Origin of the sequence: Paraburkholderia denitrificans, from assembly GCF_042655705.1 — a bacterium.
Lineage (GTDB): Bacteria > Pseudomonadota > Gammaproteobacteria > Burkholderiales > Burkholderiaceae > Paraburkholderia > Paraburkholderia denitrificans.
In genome coordinates, this window is record NZ_JBHSMP010000020.1 from 1 (window position 1) to 15,476 (window position 15,476).

At 60.8% G+C, this 15,476-nt stretch carries 14 protein-coding genes and 3 pseudogenes; 14 read left to right on the forward strand and 3 right to left on the reverse strand.

The genetic code is table 11. The features are described 5' to 3' along the window. Positions 1-431 (reverse strand): aromatic amino acid lyase (locus tag ACFPTO_RS16860; protein ID WP_377712931.1); only part of this gene is annotated, 431 nt, incomplete at its 3' end. Positions 432-816: 385 nt separating this feature from the next. Between ACFPTO_RS16860 and ACFPTO_RS16865 the strand changes: the two genes are divergently transcribed. Genes ACFPTO_RS16865 through ACFPTO_RS16875 form a run of 3 tightly spaced genes read left to right on the forward strand, consistent with a single transcriptional unit; the run spans position 817 to position 3,016 of the window. Beyond that, the gene (locus ACFPTO_RS16865; protein ID WP_377712933.1) at positions 817-1,506 is read left to right on the forward strand and encodes an ABC transporter permease; all 690 of its coding nucleotides are present in this window, start codon (positions 817-819) and stop codon (positions 1,504-1,506) included. After that, positions 1,503-2,216 carry an ABC transporter permease gene (locus ACFPTO_RS16870; RefSeq protein ID WP_377712935.1) on the forward strand — a complete coding sequence of 238 codons (714 nt, stop codon included), beginning with the start codon at positions 1,503-1,505 and terminating at the stop codon, positions 2,214-2,216. Before ACFPTO_RS16865 ends, ACFPTO_RS16870 begins: the two co-directional genes overlap by 4 nt. Before the next feature lie 32 nt (positions 2,217-2,248). Then, positions 2,249-3,016, forward strand: coding sequence for an ABC transporter ATP-binding protein (locus tag ACFPTO_RS16875; protein ID WP_377712937.1), 768 nt, complete (start codon positions 2,249-2,251; stop codon positions 3,014-3,016). 59 nt (positions 3,017-3,075) lie between these two features. Here the strand turns inward: ACFPTO_RS16875 and ACFPTO_RS16880 are convergent. Continuing rightward, a pseudogene (locus ACFPTO_RS16880) lies at positions 3,076-3,255 on the reverse strand (hypothetical protein); the annotation flags it as partial. Between the two features lie 302 nt (positions 3,256-3,557). On the opposite strand from ACFPTO_RS16880, the gene ACFPTO_RS16885 reads away from it, so the two are divergent. The 5 genes from ACFPTO_RS16885 (at position 3,558) to ACFPTO_RS16905 (ending at position 8,729) form a co-directional block, all read left to right on the forward strand. Beyond that, a complete protein-coding gene (locus tag ACFPTO_RS16885; protein ID WP_377712939.1) occupies positions 3,558-4,385 on the forward strand; it encodes a hypothetical protein in 828 nt (275 codons plus the stop codon). Between the two features lie 32 nt (positions 4,386-4,417). Then, positions 4,418-5,182, forward strand: a complete 765-nt coding sequence (locus tag ACFPTO_RS16890; protein ID WP_377712941.1) for a Tat pathway signal protein — start codon at positions 4,418-4,420, stop codon at positions 5,180-5,182. Between the two features lie 211 nt (positions 5,183-5,393). After that, entirely contained in the window at positions 5,394-6,080 is a 687-nt protein-coding gene (locus tag ACFPTO_RS16895) for a hypothetical protein (protein ID WP_377712943.1), read from the forward strand. 1,059 nt (positions 6,081-7,139) lie between these two features. Further along, positions 7,140-7,577, forward strand: a complete 438-nt coding sequence (locus ACFPTO_RS16900) for a copper chaperone PCu(A)C (RefSeq protein ID WP_377712945.1) — start codon at positions 7,140-7,142, stop codon at positions 7,575-7,577. A 138-nt stretch (positions 7,578-7,715) separates the two neighbouring features. Continuing rightward, positions 7,716-8,729, forward strand: coding sequence for an SLAC1 family transporter (locus ACFPTO_RS16905; protein WP_377712947.1), 1,014 nt, complete (start codon positions 7,716-7,718; stop codon positions 8,727-8,729). A 135-nt stretch (positions 8,730-8,864) separates the two neighbouring features. On the opposite strand, the pseudogene ACFPTO_RS16910 reads toward ACFPTO_RS16905, so the two are convergent. Next, positions 8,865-9,203: pseudogene (locus ACFPTO_RS16910) on the reverse strand (substrate-binding domain-containing protein); the annotation flags it as partial. Between the two features lie 6 nt (positions 9,204-9,209). Here ACFPTO_RS16910 and ACFPTO_RS16915 point away from each other — a divergent pair. The 6 genes and pseudogenes from ACFPTO_RS16915 to ACFPTO_RS16940 all read left to right on the forward strand — a co-directional run. Next, positions 9,210-9,872: pseudogene (locus ACFPTO_RS16915) on the forward strand (aldehyde dehydrogenase family protein); the annotation flags it as partial. A gap of 107 nt (positions 9,873-9,979) precedes the next feature. Continuing rightward, positions 9,980-10,354, forward strand: coding sequence for a DUF2784 domain-containing protein (locus tag ACFPTO_RS16920; RefSeq protein WP_377712949.1), 375 nt, complete (start codon positions 9,980-9,982; stop codon positions 10,352-10,354). A 155-nt stretch (positions 10,355-10,509) separates the two neighbouring features. After that, positions 10,510-11,631, forward strand: a complete 1,122-nt coding sequence (locus ACFPTO_RS16925; RefSeq protein ID WP_377712951.1) for a substrate-binding domain-containing protein — start codon at positions 10,510-10,512, stop codon at positions 11,629-11,631. Positions 11,632-11,699: 68 nt separating this feature from the next. Next, a complete protein-coding gene (locus ACFPTO_RS16930; protein WP_377712953.1) occupies positions 11,700-13,256 on the forward strand; it encodes a sugar ABC transporter ATP-binding protein in 1,557 nt (518 codons plus the stop codon). 19 nt (positions 13,257-13,275) lie between these two features. Then, positions 13,276-14,295: an ABC transporter permease gene (locus tag ACFPTO_RS16935; protein ID WP_377712955.1), complete on the forward strand. Its 1,020-nt coding sequence runs from the start codon at positions 13,276-13,278 to the stop codon at positions 14,293-14,295. A gap of 17 nt (positions 14,296-14,312) precedes the next feature. Further along, positions 14,313-15,293 (forward strand): ABC transporter permease, encoded by a 981-nt coding sequence (locus ACFPTO_RS16940; protein WP_377712957.1) that lies wholly within the window; start codon positions 14,313-14,315, stop codon positions 15,291-15,293. The last annotated feature ends 183 nt before the right edge of the window (positions 15,294-15,476 follow it).

The window sequence follows — 15,476 nt, forward strand, 5'->3', positions numbered from 1 at the left end:
TCGCCCGAGGCGCCCACCGAGCCTTTCACGGGAATCAGCGGCAGCACGTCGGCGTTGAACAGCGTAATGAGCGCGTCCATCACCTCGCGGCGGATGCCGGAGTGGCCGCGGCCCATGCTCGAGAGCTTCAGCGCCATCAGGAGGCGCACGACCGGGCGCGACATCGGCTCGCCCACGCCCACGGCGTGCGAGAGCACCAGATTGCGCTGCAGCAGTTCGAGCTGGTCGGCCGGAATGTGGGTGCTGGCGAGGCGCCCGAAGCCGGTGTTGATGCCGTAGGCGGGTTCGCCCTTCGCGGCGATGGCGGCGACGGTTTGCGCGCCCGCGTCGATCGCCGCGTAGCTCGCCGGATCGAGTTCGAGTTTTACCGTTTCGCGCGCGATCTGGCGCAGTTGGGGCAGGGTCAGGTGGCCGGGAGTCAGTTTAATCATCACAGGAAAGTTGTATGGACAAGGTAACGTCAGCGTATCGAATTGAGCTTGTCTATACAAGTTAAATTACCTACTCGTATACCCTCGCACGATTCGTCTGATATCCGTGTTTGATGACTTTTTCCTCGCGCGTCAGCCATACCCATCAGTGATAACACTGATTGTTGGCCATCTGGCTGCCACGATATCTTGTATAGACAACTAGCGCCCAACGTGCCGCGTCGAAAACCATTTTTCGGAGACCTCTTGAAGAGAACCGCCTGCTTCGCCGCACTCGTGCTGGCTTCCGGCAACGCCTGGGGCTCGCCTTCTTCGTGCGCATCAAACTGCGCAAGCACGCCGCGCCCTCGCCCGGCACGCGTCATTTCATAGAGGACATCCGTTCATGTTTTTTCAAGGCTTCGGCCCACTACTCCTCGCGGGCACGTGGGAAACCATCAAGCTCGCGGTGCTTTCGCTTGCCGCGGCGTTTCTGCTCGGTCTCGCCGGTGCTGCCGCGAAGCTCTCGCCCAATCGCACGCTCCAGCGCATCGGAACGACGTATACGACGCTGATCCGCGCAGTACCCGATCTCGTCCTGATGCTGTTGCTGTTCTATAGCATCCAGATCTGGCTGAACGACCTGACCGACGCTCTCGGTATGGATCAGATCGACATCGACCCCTTCGTCGCCGGCGTCATTACGCTCGGGTTCATTTACGGCGCGTATTTCACCGAAACCTTTCGCGGCGCCTTTCTCGCCGTTCCCCGAGGGCAGATCGAAGCCGGTTTCGCCTACGGCATGACCGCAAGGCGCGTGTTCACGCGCATCCTTTTTCCGCAGATGATGCGCTTCGCGCTGCCGGGCATCGGCAATAACTGGCAGGTCCTTGTGAAAGCAACCGCACTCGTCTCGATCATCGGTCTCGCAGACGTGGTGAAAGCGGCGCAGGACGCAGGCAAGGCCACGCAAGCGTTCTTCTTCTTTACGCTCGTCACCGGCGCGATTTATCTCGGCATCACCACCGTTTCCAATCTGGCATTGCACCGGCTCGAAAAGCGCTATTCGACCGGCGTGCGGAGGGCTGCGCTTTGATCGAACTCCTTCACCAATACTGGCCGAACTATCTTTACAGTGACGGCTTCAACTACAGCGGCCTCGTCATCACGCTCTGGCTGCTGGTTGTATCGATCGCACTCGGATTTCTGCTCGCCGTGCCGCTGGCCGTCGCGCGCGCGTCGCGCAATCCCTTCGTATCGCGCACGGTCTGGCTCTATACGTACGTTTTTCGCGGCACACCGCTTTATGTCCAGTTGCTGATTATCTACACCGGCATTTACAGCCTGCACTTCGTTCACTCGCATGTATTGCTCGGCGAATTCTTTCGCAGCGCGATGAATTGCACGCTGCTGGCGTTCACGCTGAACGAGTGCGCCTACGCTACCGAGATCTTCGCTGGTGCGATCAAAGACACCGCATACGGCGAAATCGAAGCGGCGCTTGCCTATGGCATGTCGAAATACAAGCTGTATACGCGCATCATCCTGCCGTCCGCCTTGCGGCGTGCGCTGCCGTCGTACAGCAACGAAGTCATCCTGATGCTGCACGCCACGACCCTCGCCTTCACCGCGACCGTGCCCGATATATTGAAAGTGGCACGCGACGCGAACTCGGCCACTTACATGACCTTCCAGGCATATGGAATCGCGGCTGTGTTGTATGCGACGATTGTCTTCGCCCTGATATGGGTTTTCCGGCGCACGGAAACACGCATGCTGGCTTACCTGAAACCGCAAGGGCACTGAACCCCGCGCCGCCCTGTTGGAGTGTATTGAGAATGTACAAGCTGATTGTCGACGACTTGCACAAGAAGTTCGGCGAGAACGAAGTTTTGAAGGGCGTATCGCTCAAGGCGAAAGCTGGCGACGTGATCAGCCTGATCGGTTCCAGTGGCTCGGGAAAAAGCACGTTCCTGCGCTGCATCAACTTCCTCGAATCGCCCTGCTCAGGCCAGATCACGCTCAACGGCGAGCAGATTCGCACGACGGCCGACCGCAATGGCGGCCTGCGCGTGAGCGATCCGAAGCAATTGCAGACGATGCGTACGCGCCTGTCCATGGTGTTTCAGCATTTCAACCTGTGGGCACACATGACGGTGCTCGAAAACATCATCGAAGCGCCGATTAGCGTGCTGGGACTGAGCCGCAGCGAGGCGGAAGACCGTGCGCGCAAATATCTGACGAAGGTGGGTCTTTCAAACGGCGTCGAGCACAAGTATCCGTCGCATCTGTCCGGCGGCCAGCAACAGCGCGTAGCGATCGCACGCGCGCTGGCGATGGAACCGGAAGTGATGCTGTTCGATGAACCGACCTCTGCGCTCGATCCCGAGCTTGTCGGCGAAGTGCTGAAAGTGATGCAGGCGCTGGCGGAAGAAGGCCGCACCATGATTGTCGTTACCCACGAAATGGGGTTCGCACGCAATGTGTCGAATCACGTCATCTTCCTGCACCAGGGGAAAATCGAAGAGCAAGGCGATCCGCGCGAGGTGCTGAATGCGCCGCGCAGCGAGCGGCTGCAACAGTTTCTCGCGGGGCGGCTGAAGTGAGTATCAGCCGGTGCGACCGGCGAATGGAACGGCAGGAACGCGTGGTCCGATCATGCGTGGCGCGTGAGGATTAGCGCGCGCGTAGACGCCTGGCGAAACTGGCCGAAGCCGAAGCGGATCTCGGCCGCGCCGGGCGTGTAGACCATCCGCCATTCCCGTTCCTCCAGCTCCGCTGGGCGTGCCGGGCACGCGGGTTCGTGATTTTGCACCTCGCTGCAGCCTCGGTCCCGACTACCCATTCTTACGCATCCAGCCGATGGCACCCTGAGACAGATCGTCAAACAACGTAAAAATCCGATCCTGTCTGCGTCGCCAAATAAATCGAAGAATCTCGTCATTGCGATTTAATAAAGGATCACTAAGATCCTGATCTACCGATCGCCCGATCGATACACGCTTCGTCGCTTCATGGCTTCATCACGCCGATCGTGCAGTTCGTCGCACACATCATCGGCGCGCTGATTTCCGCCCCTCCAATCCAGGAATGCCGACCGAAACGCCACCCGAAGTGGTGTCGCCTGTATATTTTTTCGCATATCTTATGAATTCGAATTCATCACAATCCCCGCGCAGACACTTTCTCGCCGCAGGAACCGCAATGGCCGCAACGTCCGCCTTGAGTGCGTGCGGCAGCAACGACGTCCCGGCGACGCCTGCGCCTGTTACAGACACCGAACTCCAGTCGCAAATGACCGGCAAGCTGCACGCGCAGCTCGGTGACGCCGCAACCGTCAACGCGATTGTTCCGGTCATGATGGACGTCGGCTTCACGTGGTCGCTCCCGTCGATTCCGGCCGCGCAGATTGATTCGATCGTCGCGTACAGCTTCGGCAATCGTCCGAATGCCGCAAGCGGCAACACGTCGAGCACCGGCGACAACCAGAGCGCGCTGCCCGATCCAGGCCCGACCAACGAAGCGCTGGCCGATGCAGTTCACCGGATCTACCGGTTGAAACCGGTCAAGATCTACGCGCAATGGGAAATCGCACGCTTTCTGGTTTCGAAGTACCGGATGGGCACGGACGTGCTGACCTCAATTGAGCCGAACGTCGCAAGCGACGGCACGATCGTGTATCTGAGCACGGTTGGCGTGGCGCTCGAGGTCATCAAGCGCGCGGGCGGCGCTGCGGCGATGGGCAACGTCGCGGTGGTCGGCCATCGCGATCACGCGAAACGCTGCATCCTGACCTCGCAACATGCGGGCATGAAGGCATTCGCGGCGAAGGAAGTGCCGCTCCCGGCGGCGTATGACGCGCAGTCCGGCCAGCCGTGGACGCGCAGCCGCAGCCTGTATCTCGTGCACGACATGTACGCGCAAATGAACATGCAGTCGATGCTTGCCACGAGCCGGGCATTTCCGAACGGCTGACGCAATCCGCCTCACATAGACCACGAACGATCATGCAAACTCGCCGTCACTTCCTGGCATCCGCACCCGCGCTCGTCGCGGCGTGCGCCGTCAGCAACCCTGGCTACGCCAGCGATACCTCCGTTTCCGATGCCGAACTGAAGCGTCAGATGCTCGGCAAGCTGACAAACGAACTGAACGATCAGACCGTCGCTGGCACCGAATCCACGTATCTCTTCAACACGTTCTTTTCGTGGACGCCGCCGGCCGTCGACGTCGACCGGATCAATACGATCGTCGCGTACAGCTTCGGCAATCGCGCCGCGACCGGCGGCGGCGCGCCGACGCCCGGCCCCGTGAATGAACAGATCGCCGATGCAGTGTTTCAGCTTCGCCAGAAAATCTCCGCGCCGATCTACGCGCAGCAGGAAGTCGCGAATGTGCTCGCGGCGAAGTACCCGATGACCACTGGCGTCACGTCGATCGGAACACCCATCGGACCGGGCAGCCTGGACGTCAACGTGCCGACGCCCGACGGCGTCGCTGCCGAGATCGTCAAGCAGGCCGGCACGGCTGCTGCACTGGGAAGTGTGGCTGTCGTTACGCACGCGGATCAGGTTGCGCTCGCCATTCAGATGTCGCGTGGAGCTGGAATGAAAGCGGCGGCGGCAAACGGACTGACGCTGCCGTTGGCGTATGACGCGTCCGCGCAGCAATCGGCGCTTCGCCGTCGCGATCTCTATCTACGTGGCAACCTTGCCGCGCAGTTGGCGATGCTGCGGCTAGCGCTCATCAATCAGCAATACCCAAACGGGTAAGCCTGCATCGCTTTTTCTCCACGAGGATTCACCAGAAGGCGCGCGTAGCGAAGCAGCGCGGCTGGCCGCGACGGGTCGTGCGTCATTGGACCGACGATATCGCGATCTTTGTCCATCGGTTTAATCGGGCGCTTGCCACGTTGTAACGTCGTATCCCGGCCACTTTTCGGACGCCTTTACGCACACAACGTGTAGCTTCAAGTTAAATGCCTTGGCGGCCCCGTTTGAGCGGGTGTGCGCCAACGGCCGGGAAACCCATGAAAATCTGATTGGCGCGCGGTTGCTGACCTTTTGGGGCGTGGCAGCCGGACTTGCGGGCGCCTCCATCCTCGTCGACCTGCTGATTCAGGCCTTTGCACAGTTCCTGTTTACCATTGCGGGATTCGGGCTCCTCGTGGCGGGCGGCCGCGGAGGAGCGCTGATAGAGTGGTTGTCGACCGGGCTGGTGGTGGCGGCAGCAGCGCTCATCGGCTTCTATCTCGCACAGCGCTTTTGGCTGCTTGCCCTGCTCGAACGCGGCTTGTTGGCGGCGGCGCGCTGGTTGAAGATGTCCTTCGGCAAACTCGGACTCCACGACAACCTGCAGCGCATCCACGCAAACAGAACAGCGCTGCTGAGCGCCGTCTTCGCCCACCTGACTGCGTGGTTCATCGGCGTGACAGAGATATGGATCACCCTCACGTGCATGGAGGCCAAGCCGACCCTCACAGAAGCGATGGTGCTGGAAAGCCTCGGGGTGATCGTGGATGCGTCCCGGCTATCGCTGATCAAGGCGTTCAAGGATTGGGGATTTGAACCGATCCCGTGCGCTTTCCTGAGTTACAGACCGTTCGGCGGCGCCTTCCATTGCGCGACGCTCGACATTCGCCGTCGCGGGGAGCTGCAATCCTGCTTCTGAAGCGTCGATCCGTTCGGGTTGGCGGCCGGTAACACAGCCACCGGGCGGGCGGCGAACATGGGCATTCAGCGTCGTGCGCGACGCATGCTGCTCGACGTCATCGCGAACGGTTCTAGTCGGCCGTCTTACGATTGCCGGATCATGGCAATGTTCTTCGAAATTCCAATCTAATCCCATAAATGAAGGTGACAATGCAGCAAGAATGCAGATGAAACTATTTGGAAATGATCCTTGCGGCACGGAAAAATCTTTCATATGATTGGTTATCCTGATGAACCATGTTAGCCTTGTCACGTTAATTTTCACGAAAACTTCATTGCAAATCTTCCGAGGTGTTGATGATGGCTGTATGCGCAGCGTGAATCGGCGCGCGTTTGTCGAGTTCCAGTGAACCGTTTACGCCATAGCACCGATGGTTCGGTTCGATCTGGCGAGGCAAGGCATTGGATAACCCCTCCTTCCACGACGCGATCCTCGCCCATCATCTGGAGTTAAATCGTGGCCGCAAGCCATCTCCATAGAAATTTGTTTTCGATGTCCTATAGGATTTACGTTCACAACGCATAATCTTTTTATTAACTTTAAATATTTAATAAATCAAGAAATGCTCTGTCTCAGTATTATCGTCTTTGGCACGACGGGGGGGCAGCCTACTCAAACCCCGCAGCGTCGCGCACACTTCCGGGAACGTTGTGCCGATGCACTGCGGTAACCCGGTTTCGACGCATGGTGGAGGAGTCAAATTGACGCGCCTCATTGGAAGTTGCGAGTTTCTGCCCCGAACGACACGCAAGCTGGTAAAAAAGCGCGCCGGGCAAGGGTTTTCGCTTCCGGGATTATCCTGTAGTGTTGCGCTGCTCCGATGTCTGCCGCTCAGACCACGCGCCTGCCAGGCTCGCGCTGGCCGCGATGCAGCGCCTCAAGATGCCGGCATGCAGCTGGCACGCGGTGAATTCCGGTCGTGCAATTGCGATACGAAGCATGATCGTTGCACCCGTTGCGGGACCGATATCCCGCCACTTAATCACGTTTTCTCAACCTTGAACTGGAGATTGAGCGATGCACCGCACCTTCCGCCAACTCGCTATCGCACTGCCGCTTGCCGCCACCTCGCTTGGTGCTTCGGCTGCCGCAATGATGGTTTCCGACTGCTGGATCCGCTCGATGCCGGGCGAGACGCCCTCAGGCGGCTACTTCAAGCTCATGAACATGAGCAGCAAACCCATTGATCTGGATGGCATCCACACCGAAGCGTTCGGCATGTCCGCGCTGCACCAGACACTGACGAGCGGCAGCACCTCGAAAATGGTGCCGATCGAGAAGGTGACGATTGCGGCCAATAGCACGTTCGCCTTCGCGCCAGGCGGCTATCACGCGATGTTCGAGAAGCCGAAGGCGTCGCTCGCGGTCGGCTCGACGGTGCCCGTTACTTTCAAGTTCAGCGACGGCGACCGCATCGAGGCCAAATGCGCTGTAAAGAGCGCGACTGGCCAGTAAGGCAGCAGTACGGCTGCGAGCGCGCGGATCAACGCAGCCCGACCAACTACTGATCGAGTGGGTCAACCCGAGAAATATGCAGATTAACGGCGGTGCATACGATCCCGGTATGCCGGTGAAGTCGCCGTAGTAAAGCGGTTGACCTTTTTATTCTCTCCTGTCCGATTCCGCGATATGTCGCCGAGGCTTGTGTCGTTTCGCTTACCCCCCGTACCCTCATCGATGTTCAGCGTCATCCTCGGATTGTCCGGCCTCGGACAATCATGGCGAGTTGCAGAGCGGCTTTGGGGAATCAGTGCGCATGTCGGGGAGGACATCCTTGTCGTGGCAACGGCGATTTGGGCGAGTCTCCTGTGTGCGTATATCGTCCACGCGATTCGTCGTCCGGATCTGATGCGGGCGGAATTCAAGCACCCTGTTGCAGGCGGGACACCCGCGCTGGCAGGCATCGCCACCTTCCTGATCAGCCAGGCTGTCACGATCTGGTCGACATCGTGGGCGTGGGGATTGCTGATTGCGGGCATTTGCTGGCAGCTCGCGTTTTCGGCGTGGCATACGGGCACGCTATGGCGCGGGGAGCGGCGGGCCGAAGACACGACACCGACGCTTTACCTGCCGACCGTCGCGGGCAGCTTCACCAGCGCCGCGGCATTCGGCGCATTGAATCAGCCGAGCTGGGCGTGGCTACTTCTCGGCACCGGCGTATTTTCGTGGCTCGCGTTGGAACCGCCGATAATCCAGCGGCTCTGGAGCGGCCACTCCCTGCCCATCGCACAACGTTCTCTACTGGGTATTCAGTTCGCACCGCCCGTCGTTTGTGGAGCGGCCATACTGGTTGTCGCGCCCGGTACGCCGCCGGAATGGTTGCTGATGCTGCTCGGCTACGGACTATTTCAGACGCTGGTGGGACTCAGGCTGAAATCGTGGCTGAAGGAGCAACCGTTTGGATACGCGTGGTGGGCCTTCAGCTTCGGCGTTGTCTCGGGAACCGTGGTTTGCCTCAAGCTCGCCGTTCGTGGCGTACCGTCCGCGATATCGCTTTCCTGGCCCGTGTTTATCGGCGCGAACCTGTTTATTGGCTATCTCAGCGTGAGAACAGTGTGGCTGGTTGCCCGTGCAACGATTGTGCGTGAACATCGTAGCGTGGTCTAACCACATGGCTCCGCGTTGCGCAGCCGTTCGATCTGCGCGAAAGCGTCCGTATAAGCAGCAGGCGCTCGTAAATGCGGTTCAAGTGCTGTCGCGCGGTACGACCGTGTACTCGATCTTGACGGTCCTGGCGCGCGGCTACCCCTCCTCCTCAATCGCACCGAGCGCGGCCAGCAACGCGTCCCCGGCACGCAGCCCGATTCCATAGGCATCCACGGCAACCGTCGTGATCGTCGGGTAGCTGCACCAGGCGACCTCAAAATCGCCGAAACCGGCCACCGCGATATCGTTCGGCACCGACAAGCCGCGTCGATGACATTCCATGATTGCACCAAAGGCCGACATATCGCTCACGCACATCACCGCGTCCGTGTCGGGCCATGCTTCAAGCAAGGCGCCGAGCGCTGGCGCGCCGTGACTCATCGTGACGGGCGATTCGCCAACCCACGCGGCCTTCGAATTGGAAAAGCCCACACTCATGTCGATCGGATTATCGCCGTGGAGGCCTGTATCAACGGCGCATTCTATTCGACCGGCCAGCGCTGCACGGCATCGAGCCGACTGATCGGGACGGCAGGCATTTACGATCGCTTTATCGAAGCGATAAAAGCGCGCATGAGCACCCTGCGCATCGGCCACGCACTCGACGCGGCGACGCAGATCGGCCCGGTCGTCGACGAAAGCCAGCTCGCGCAGGACGAACGGTACATCGCGATTGCGCGCGACGAAGGCGCAACGGTATTCGGCGGTCAACGTGTCGAAGCCGCGACAAAAGGTTTTTTCCTCGCGCCCGCGCTCGTCACGGAAACCACATCCGCCATGCGCATCAACCGCGAGGAAGTATTCGGCCCGGTGGCATCGGTCATCAAGGTAAAGGATTACGAAGAAGCGCTGGCCGTCGCGAACGATACGCACTTTGGACTTTCAGCCGGTATCTGCACGACGTCGCTGAAATACGCGGCGCACTTCAAGCGTCATGTTCAGGCCGGGATGGTGATGATCAACGCGGCGACCGCAGGGGTCGATTACCACGTTCGGTTCGGCGGACGCAAAGGTTCGAGTTACGGACCGCGGGAACAAGGCAGCTATGCCAGGGAGTTCTATACTGTGGTGAAGACCGTCTATGTCAATTCAGGCGCCGTGTAAGCGGCATTAACGGCGCTGCTTGCGGGACGAGACGCGTGAGCGTCGAATCCCGTGGAGCCATCGCGGTGCCATGACCGGCACCGCCAGTCAACCAGCGCGGACACCACATGATCCGGCTCGCCAACGTGATTCTCGTGTTGCACGCGCTGATCGTGCTGTTTATCGTCGGCGGTCTGATCGCAATCTGGGCCGGCGCATACTGGCAGCGCGGCTGGGCACGCAATCGCGTGTTCCGGACATTGCATATCGTCGCCATCGGTATCGTCGCGGCCCTCGCGGTTCTCAATGTGCCGTGTCCTCTCACCGTGCTGGAAGACTTTCTGCGCACCGGAACGGCTGGCCCGCAAGGTTTCATCCAGCATTGGGTGAGCGCCCTTCTCTATTACAACTTCCCGGGCTGGGTGTTCACGTTCATTTACGTCGTGTTCCTGCTCGCGGTCGCCATCACGTGGCGCCTTATCCCGCCCAAACCCCGCTTCTGACTGAATTACGTTTCTCTCACGCATCGAAATCCACGCAATTAACGTCCCATTAAGTGGTCATGCTGCCGTGCGTCTTGACATGCCGTTTATCGATCACCTAGCCTCTTTGAGTCAGGGCGGTACGGCCTGGTCGATGGGGGAGACATATGAAAAGTATGCAGAAAGTCCTGTATCCCACGGCAATTGGCATGCTGATCACGCTCGCGTTATCGACACACGCGCTGGCAGCGGGCCCGAAAGCGGTAAGCGGCCCGGGCGCCGATCCGGCCTGCTTCAAGCCCGAATCGGCCAGCACGAAATTCTTCCAGTGGCCAGCCAATCATGGCCCGTACCGGATCGCGCTCGTCAATGGTTTCATCGCCAACGACTGGCGCGTCCAGATGATCCGCGTCGCCAAGGCGTATGTCGCGCAGCCGGCCGTCAAGAAGGACATCAGGGAATTCAAGGTCGTCTCCGTCGGCCAGGACGTGGCCGCACAGATCGCCGCCGCGAACAATTTCATCGATCAGGGCTTTGACGCGATCATCGTCGATGCCAATAGCTCCGCCGCGTTCAAAGGCGTCGTGCGCAAGGCCAATGCAAAGGGCGTGGTTGTCGTCTCGTTCGATAACGTGATCGACGACCCGGAACAGATTTCGGTCAACGTGAATCAGCATGGCCTCGGCGAGATGGCCGCAACGTTCCTGCTGAAGCAGGCGAAGCCCACGGGCGACCTCACATTGCTGCATGTCCGTGGACCGTCCGGCCAGCCGGTCGATCTTGCCCGCAATCAGGGCTTCCATGAAGTGCTCGACAAGTCGGGCCGCAAGGTAAAAGTGGTCGATGTAATCGGCAACTGGGCGCCAGGCGACGCGCAGAAGGCGACCGCCGACGCGATCACCGCCGGGGGCGTTTTCGACGGCCTGTACGTTCAAGGCGGAACGCAAGGCGCGGTTCAGGCGATGCTCGATGCCGGCAAGTTCAAGGCGCCGATCTCGGGCGAAACGGAAAACGCCTATCGGCTGCTCTGCAACAAAGCCAGCCTGACCTGCCAGTCCGGCGGCACGGGTCCGGCGCAGAGCGCAGTCGCAATCAAGACGGCGATTGCCGCGCTGCAGGGCAACGTGATTCCGCAGGCCATCGCCCTGCCCACCTCGGTCGATTACTCACCGTTCGTAGCGGGTAAAAACGTCTTCCCGAATCTGCCCGGCAGTTTCTTCGCCGGGAATAACTTCCCGAGCTGCAACATCGGCTTCTCTGCCGAAGAAATCGCGGCGCAGTCCGGTACGAACAACTGAGCGGGAAGACTGCACGAAAACCGCGGCACGATCGATTACTGCGCCGGGCAGGACGGAGACGCACGAAGATGGCTGAAGGAACGCCGGGCTCACTGCTGCGCGTAGAGGGCATTTCGAAACACTATGGCGGCGTTCGGGCGCTGGAGGACGTGCAATTCTCCTGCCGCGCGGGTTCGATTCACGCACTGCTCGGTGAGAACGGGGCGGGCAAATCCACCTTCATCAAGATCCTCTCCGGCGTTGTGCTGCCAGACAGCGGAAGCATCGTTCTGGGCGGTACAGCGGTCAGCTTCGCCACACCCAAAGCCGCGGCAGATGCAGGGATCGCCTGCATTTTCCAGGAGCTCTCGCTGCTGCCCGATCTCACCGTGGCCGACAACATCTGCATTGCCGGGCGGCTACGCCGGTTCGGGCGAATCGACCGGGTCGCCGAGCGGCGGCGGGCCGAGGAGATGCTCGCCCTGATCGGCGGTGAGGACATCCATCCCGCCGCGCCCGCAGGCAGCCTGCCGCTGTCGCGCCAGCAGATGGTCGAAATCGCCAAGGCGCTTGCGCGGCAACCGAAAGTATTGATCCTGGACGAGGCCACCTCGGCCCTGACCGCAGCCGACGTGAGCAAGGTCTTTACGCTTCTGAAACGCTTGCGCACGCAAGGAATGGCCATCATCTACATTTCCCATCGAATGCATGAGATCGCCGAAATTGCCGACGACTGCACCGTCTTTCGCAATGGCCGCTACGTCGAGACGTTCGCCGCCGGTACGCGATCCGATGACGCCATCGTCGAGATGATGATCGGCAGGGAATATTCGAGCGCGTTTCCACCGCTCGGCGGAACCGCTCGCGAAGGCAAACCGGCGCTTTCAATCCGCCATCTCTCGTGGACCACTGCGTTGAAGGACGTGTCGCTCGACGTGCATCCGGGCGAAGTGGTCGGCCTTGGCGGGCTCGACGGCCAGGGCCAGCGGCAGTTTTTGCTGGCGCTCTTCGGCGTGCTGATCGGCGTTGCGGGCGAGATCGAACTCGACGGCAAGCCGGTCAGGATCGCAAGCCCGCGGCACGCAAAATCGCCCGGACTCGGCCTGGCCTTGATTCCCGAGGACCGCAAAAACGAAGGGCTGATGCTGCCGATGACCGTACGCGAAAACCTGTCGTTCGCCGCGCTCGATTTGGTGAGCCGGTTTGGCCGGATCGACCGCAAAGCCGAATCGCAGTTGATCGATAGAGTCGTGCGCCAGCTGGCGATCAAATCGGACGGGCTCGACGGCCCCGTGGCCGCGCTTTCCGGCGGCAATCAGCAGAAGGTGGTGATCGGCAAATGGTTGATGACGCAACCGCGCATCGTGCTTCTGAACGACCCGACCAGAGGCATCGACGTCGGCACGAAGCAGGAAATCTATCATTTGCTGCGGCGGCTCGCGGAGCAAGGCACGGCAATCCTGTTCTATTCCACCGACTACGATGAATTAATGGGCTGTTGCGACCGTGTGGCCGTCTTTTACGACGGCACGGTCACGCGCATGCTACAGGGCACGGAACTCACTGAGCACAACCTCATCGGCGCGGCGCTGAACCTGACGTCGACGGCCAACCAGTCACCCAGCCATCGCGGAGCAACCGGATGAGCGCCGACGAGAGCGGATCATGACGGGCATCGGAACGCGCCTTCCTGCGCACAGACGGCACAACGGCACCTGGCGCTACTGGCTGGCGGCGCAGCGCGGAGCGCTGATCGCCGCGGCGATCTTTGCCATCATGTTCGGCGTTTACGGTGCCGCCCAACCGATGGGGCTCAGCGTCGACATCGTCAACACAGCAGCCAACAAAGGCGCGCTGCTCGCGCTGGTCGCCATGGCGCAGACGCTGCCCGTTCTGACCGGCGGGCTCGATCTTTCCGTGGGCATGATCTTCATGCTGGGCAATTGCCTCGCATCGACCATCGTCACCGGCAGTCCGGCCGCAACGGCGCTGGGCATCGTCGGCGTGCTGGCCGAGGGCCTCGTTTGCGGCTTCGTCAACGGCTTGATCGTCGTGTATGGCCGCCTGCAACCGCTGATTGCCACGCTTGCGACCAGCGCGATCTATTTCGGCATCGCGCTCGCGCTGCGCCCCCAGCCCGGCGGCGAAATCAACGGCGATTTCGCCGACTGGATGACACGCTCAACGTTCGGCGTTCCCTCCTCCGTACTGCTGATCCTCGCTGCCATCGTGTTCGTCTGGATGCCCTACCGGAACTCGACACTCGGGCGGGCCGCCTATGCAGCAGGCTCATCGGAGCAGGCCGCGTATATGTCGGGCGTGCCGATTGCGCGCGCCAGGCTCGGCGCCTACACGCTCGCCGGGTTTTTCGCCGCGTTGGGCGGGTTGCTGCTGACCTGCATTACCTATTCCGGCGAAGCGCGCGCCGCGCTCGGCGGCGACTACACATTAAATTCGATCGCCGCGCTCGTGATTGGCGGCACGTCGCTTTTTGGCGGCTCTGGCGGCGTGGTCGGCTCCGTCTTCGGGGCATTTGTGATGCGCACGGTCGGGGATCTGCTCATCGTCTTCAACATCAATCCGGTATTGCAGCCGCTGTTCGTCGGGGCCGTGCTGCTGTTCGCGGTCAGCCTCGGCTCACTGCGCCTGCTGCGCGTGCGCAACAAGCTGGACCTCTTCCGGTAGGCCCCATGCTTCGCTTCATGCCAAAGATCGATGCCGCGACGCTGACCGCCTTCGGTTGCATCGCCCTGCTGCTCTTGTTGGGCGGAGCCGCCAAGCCGGGATTTTTGTCCGTTGGCTACCTCGTCCAGCAGCTCCAGGTCGCTTCTTTCCTCGGCACCATCGCAACCGGGGAGATGATCGTAATTCTGATGGGGCAGATCGACCTGTCGATCCCCTGGACCATCGCCATGGGCGGCATGATGGCCACGGGTGCGTCGGGCATCCTTGGGCCCACACTCGGCGTGCCGCTCGCAATCCCGTTCGGGATTTTCTGCGGTTTTCTCGTCGGTGTGGTGAACGGCCTGGGGGTTGCCTGGTTGCGTGCGCCTTCAATGATCTTTTCGCTCGGCATGAATGCCGTCGCGCAGGGCCTCATGGTTTATCACACCGGCGGCTTCGCGCCGCAGGATCGGGCCACCGGTTTCATGATCGCTGTAGCCAGCGGCCAGTTGATTCCGGGCATTCCGAATCCGCTGCTCGTCTGGATCGCGCTTGGCACGGTCACGGCCTACATGCTCACGCGCACCCGGCTGGGCAGGCAGATCTACGCGATCGGCAATCGCGAGAGGGCCGTTTTTCTCTCCGGCGTCGACAGCCGACGCGTCATCCTGATCGCGTTTGCGCTGTCCGGCGCCTGCGCCGCAGCGGGCGGCGTACTGCTTGCCGGCTGGGCGAACCGCTCCTACCAGGCGATGGGCGACCCGTACCTGCTGCCGACGATCGCGGCCATCGTGCTCGGCGGCACCAATGTACTTGGCGGCCGCGGCACCTATCTCGGCACCATCGCAGGCGTCATCCTGATCACGTTATTGCAATCGATTCTGTCCGTGCTGCAGCCGCAGGACTATTTCGCGCAAATCGGCATCAAGCTGCCCGCCGATGTGTTCCGCCAGGTCGTTTTCGGGCTGGTGATCATCATGATGATGATGCTTTACGGCCGCGAAAGACTGATTCGCTAGCGCAGCTCGCCGCCATTGAAACTTGAAGCACCATCGCGCTCAGAGCCGCCCCACGAGCGTGACATTGGCCATTCTGCGGCGCAGATGACAGGTGAAGCGAACGGCACCGGACACCTGACCGATAAGAAAAAATCAGTGCGCGGATAATGCACTTGCGGAATCCAGCGAGTTCTCTCGCACAAC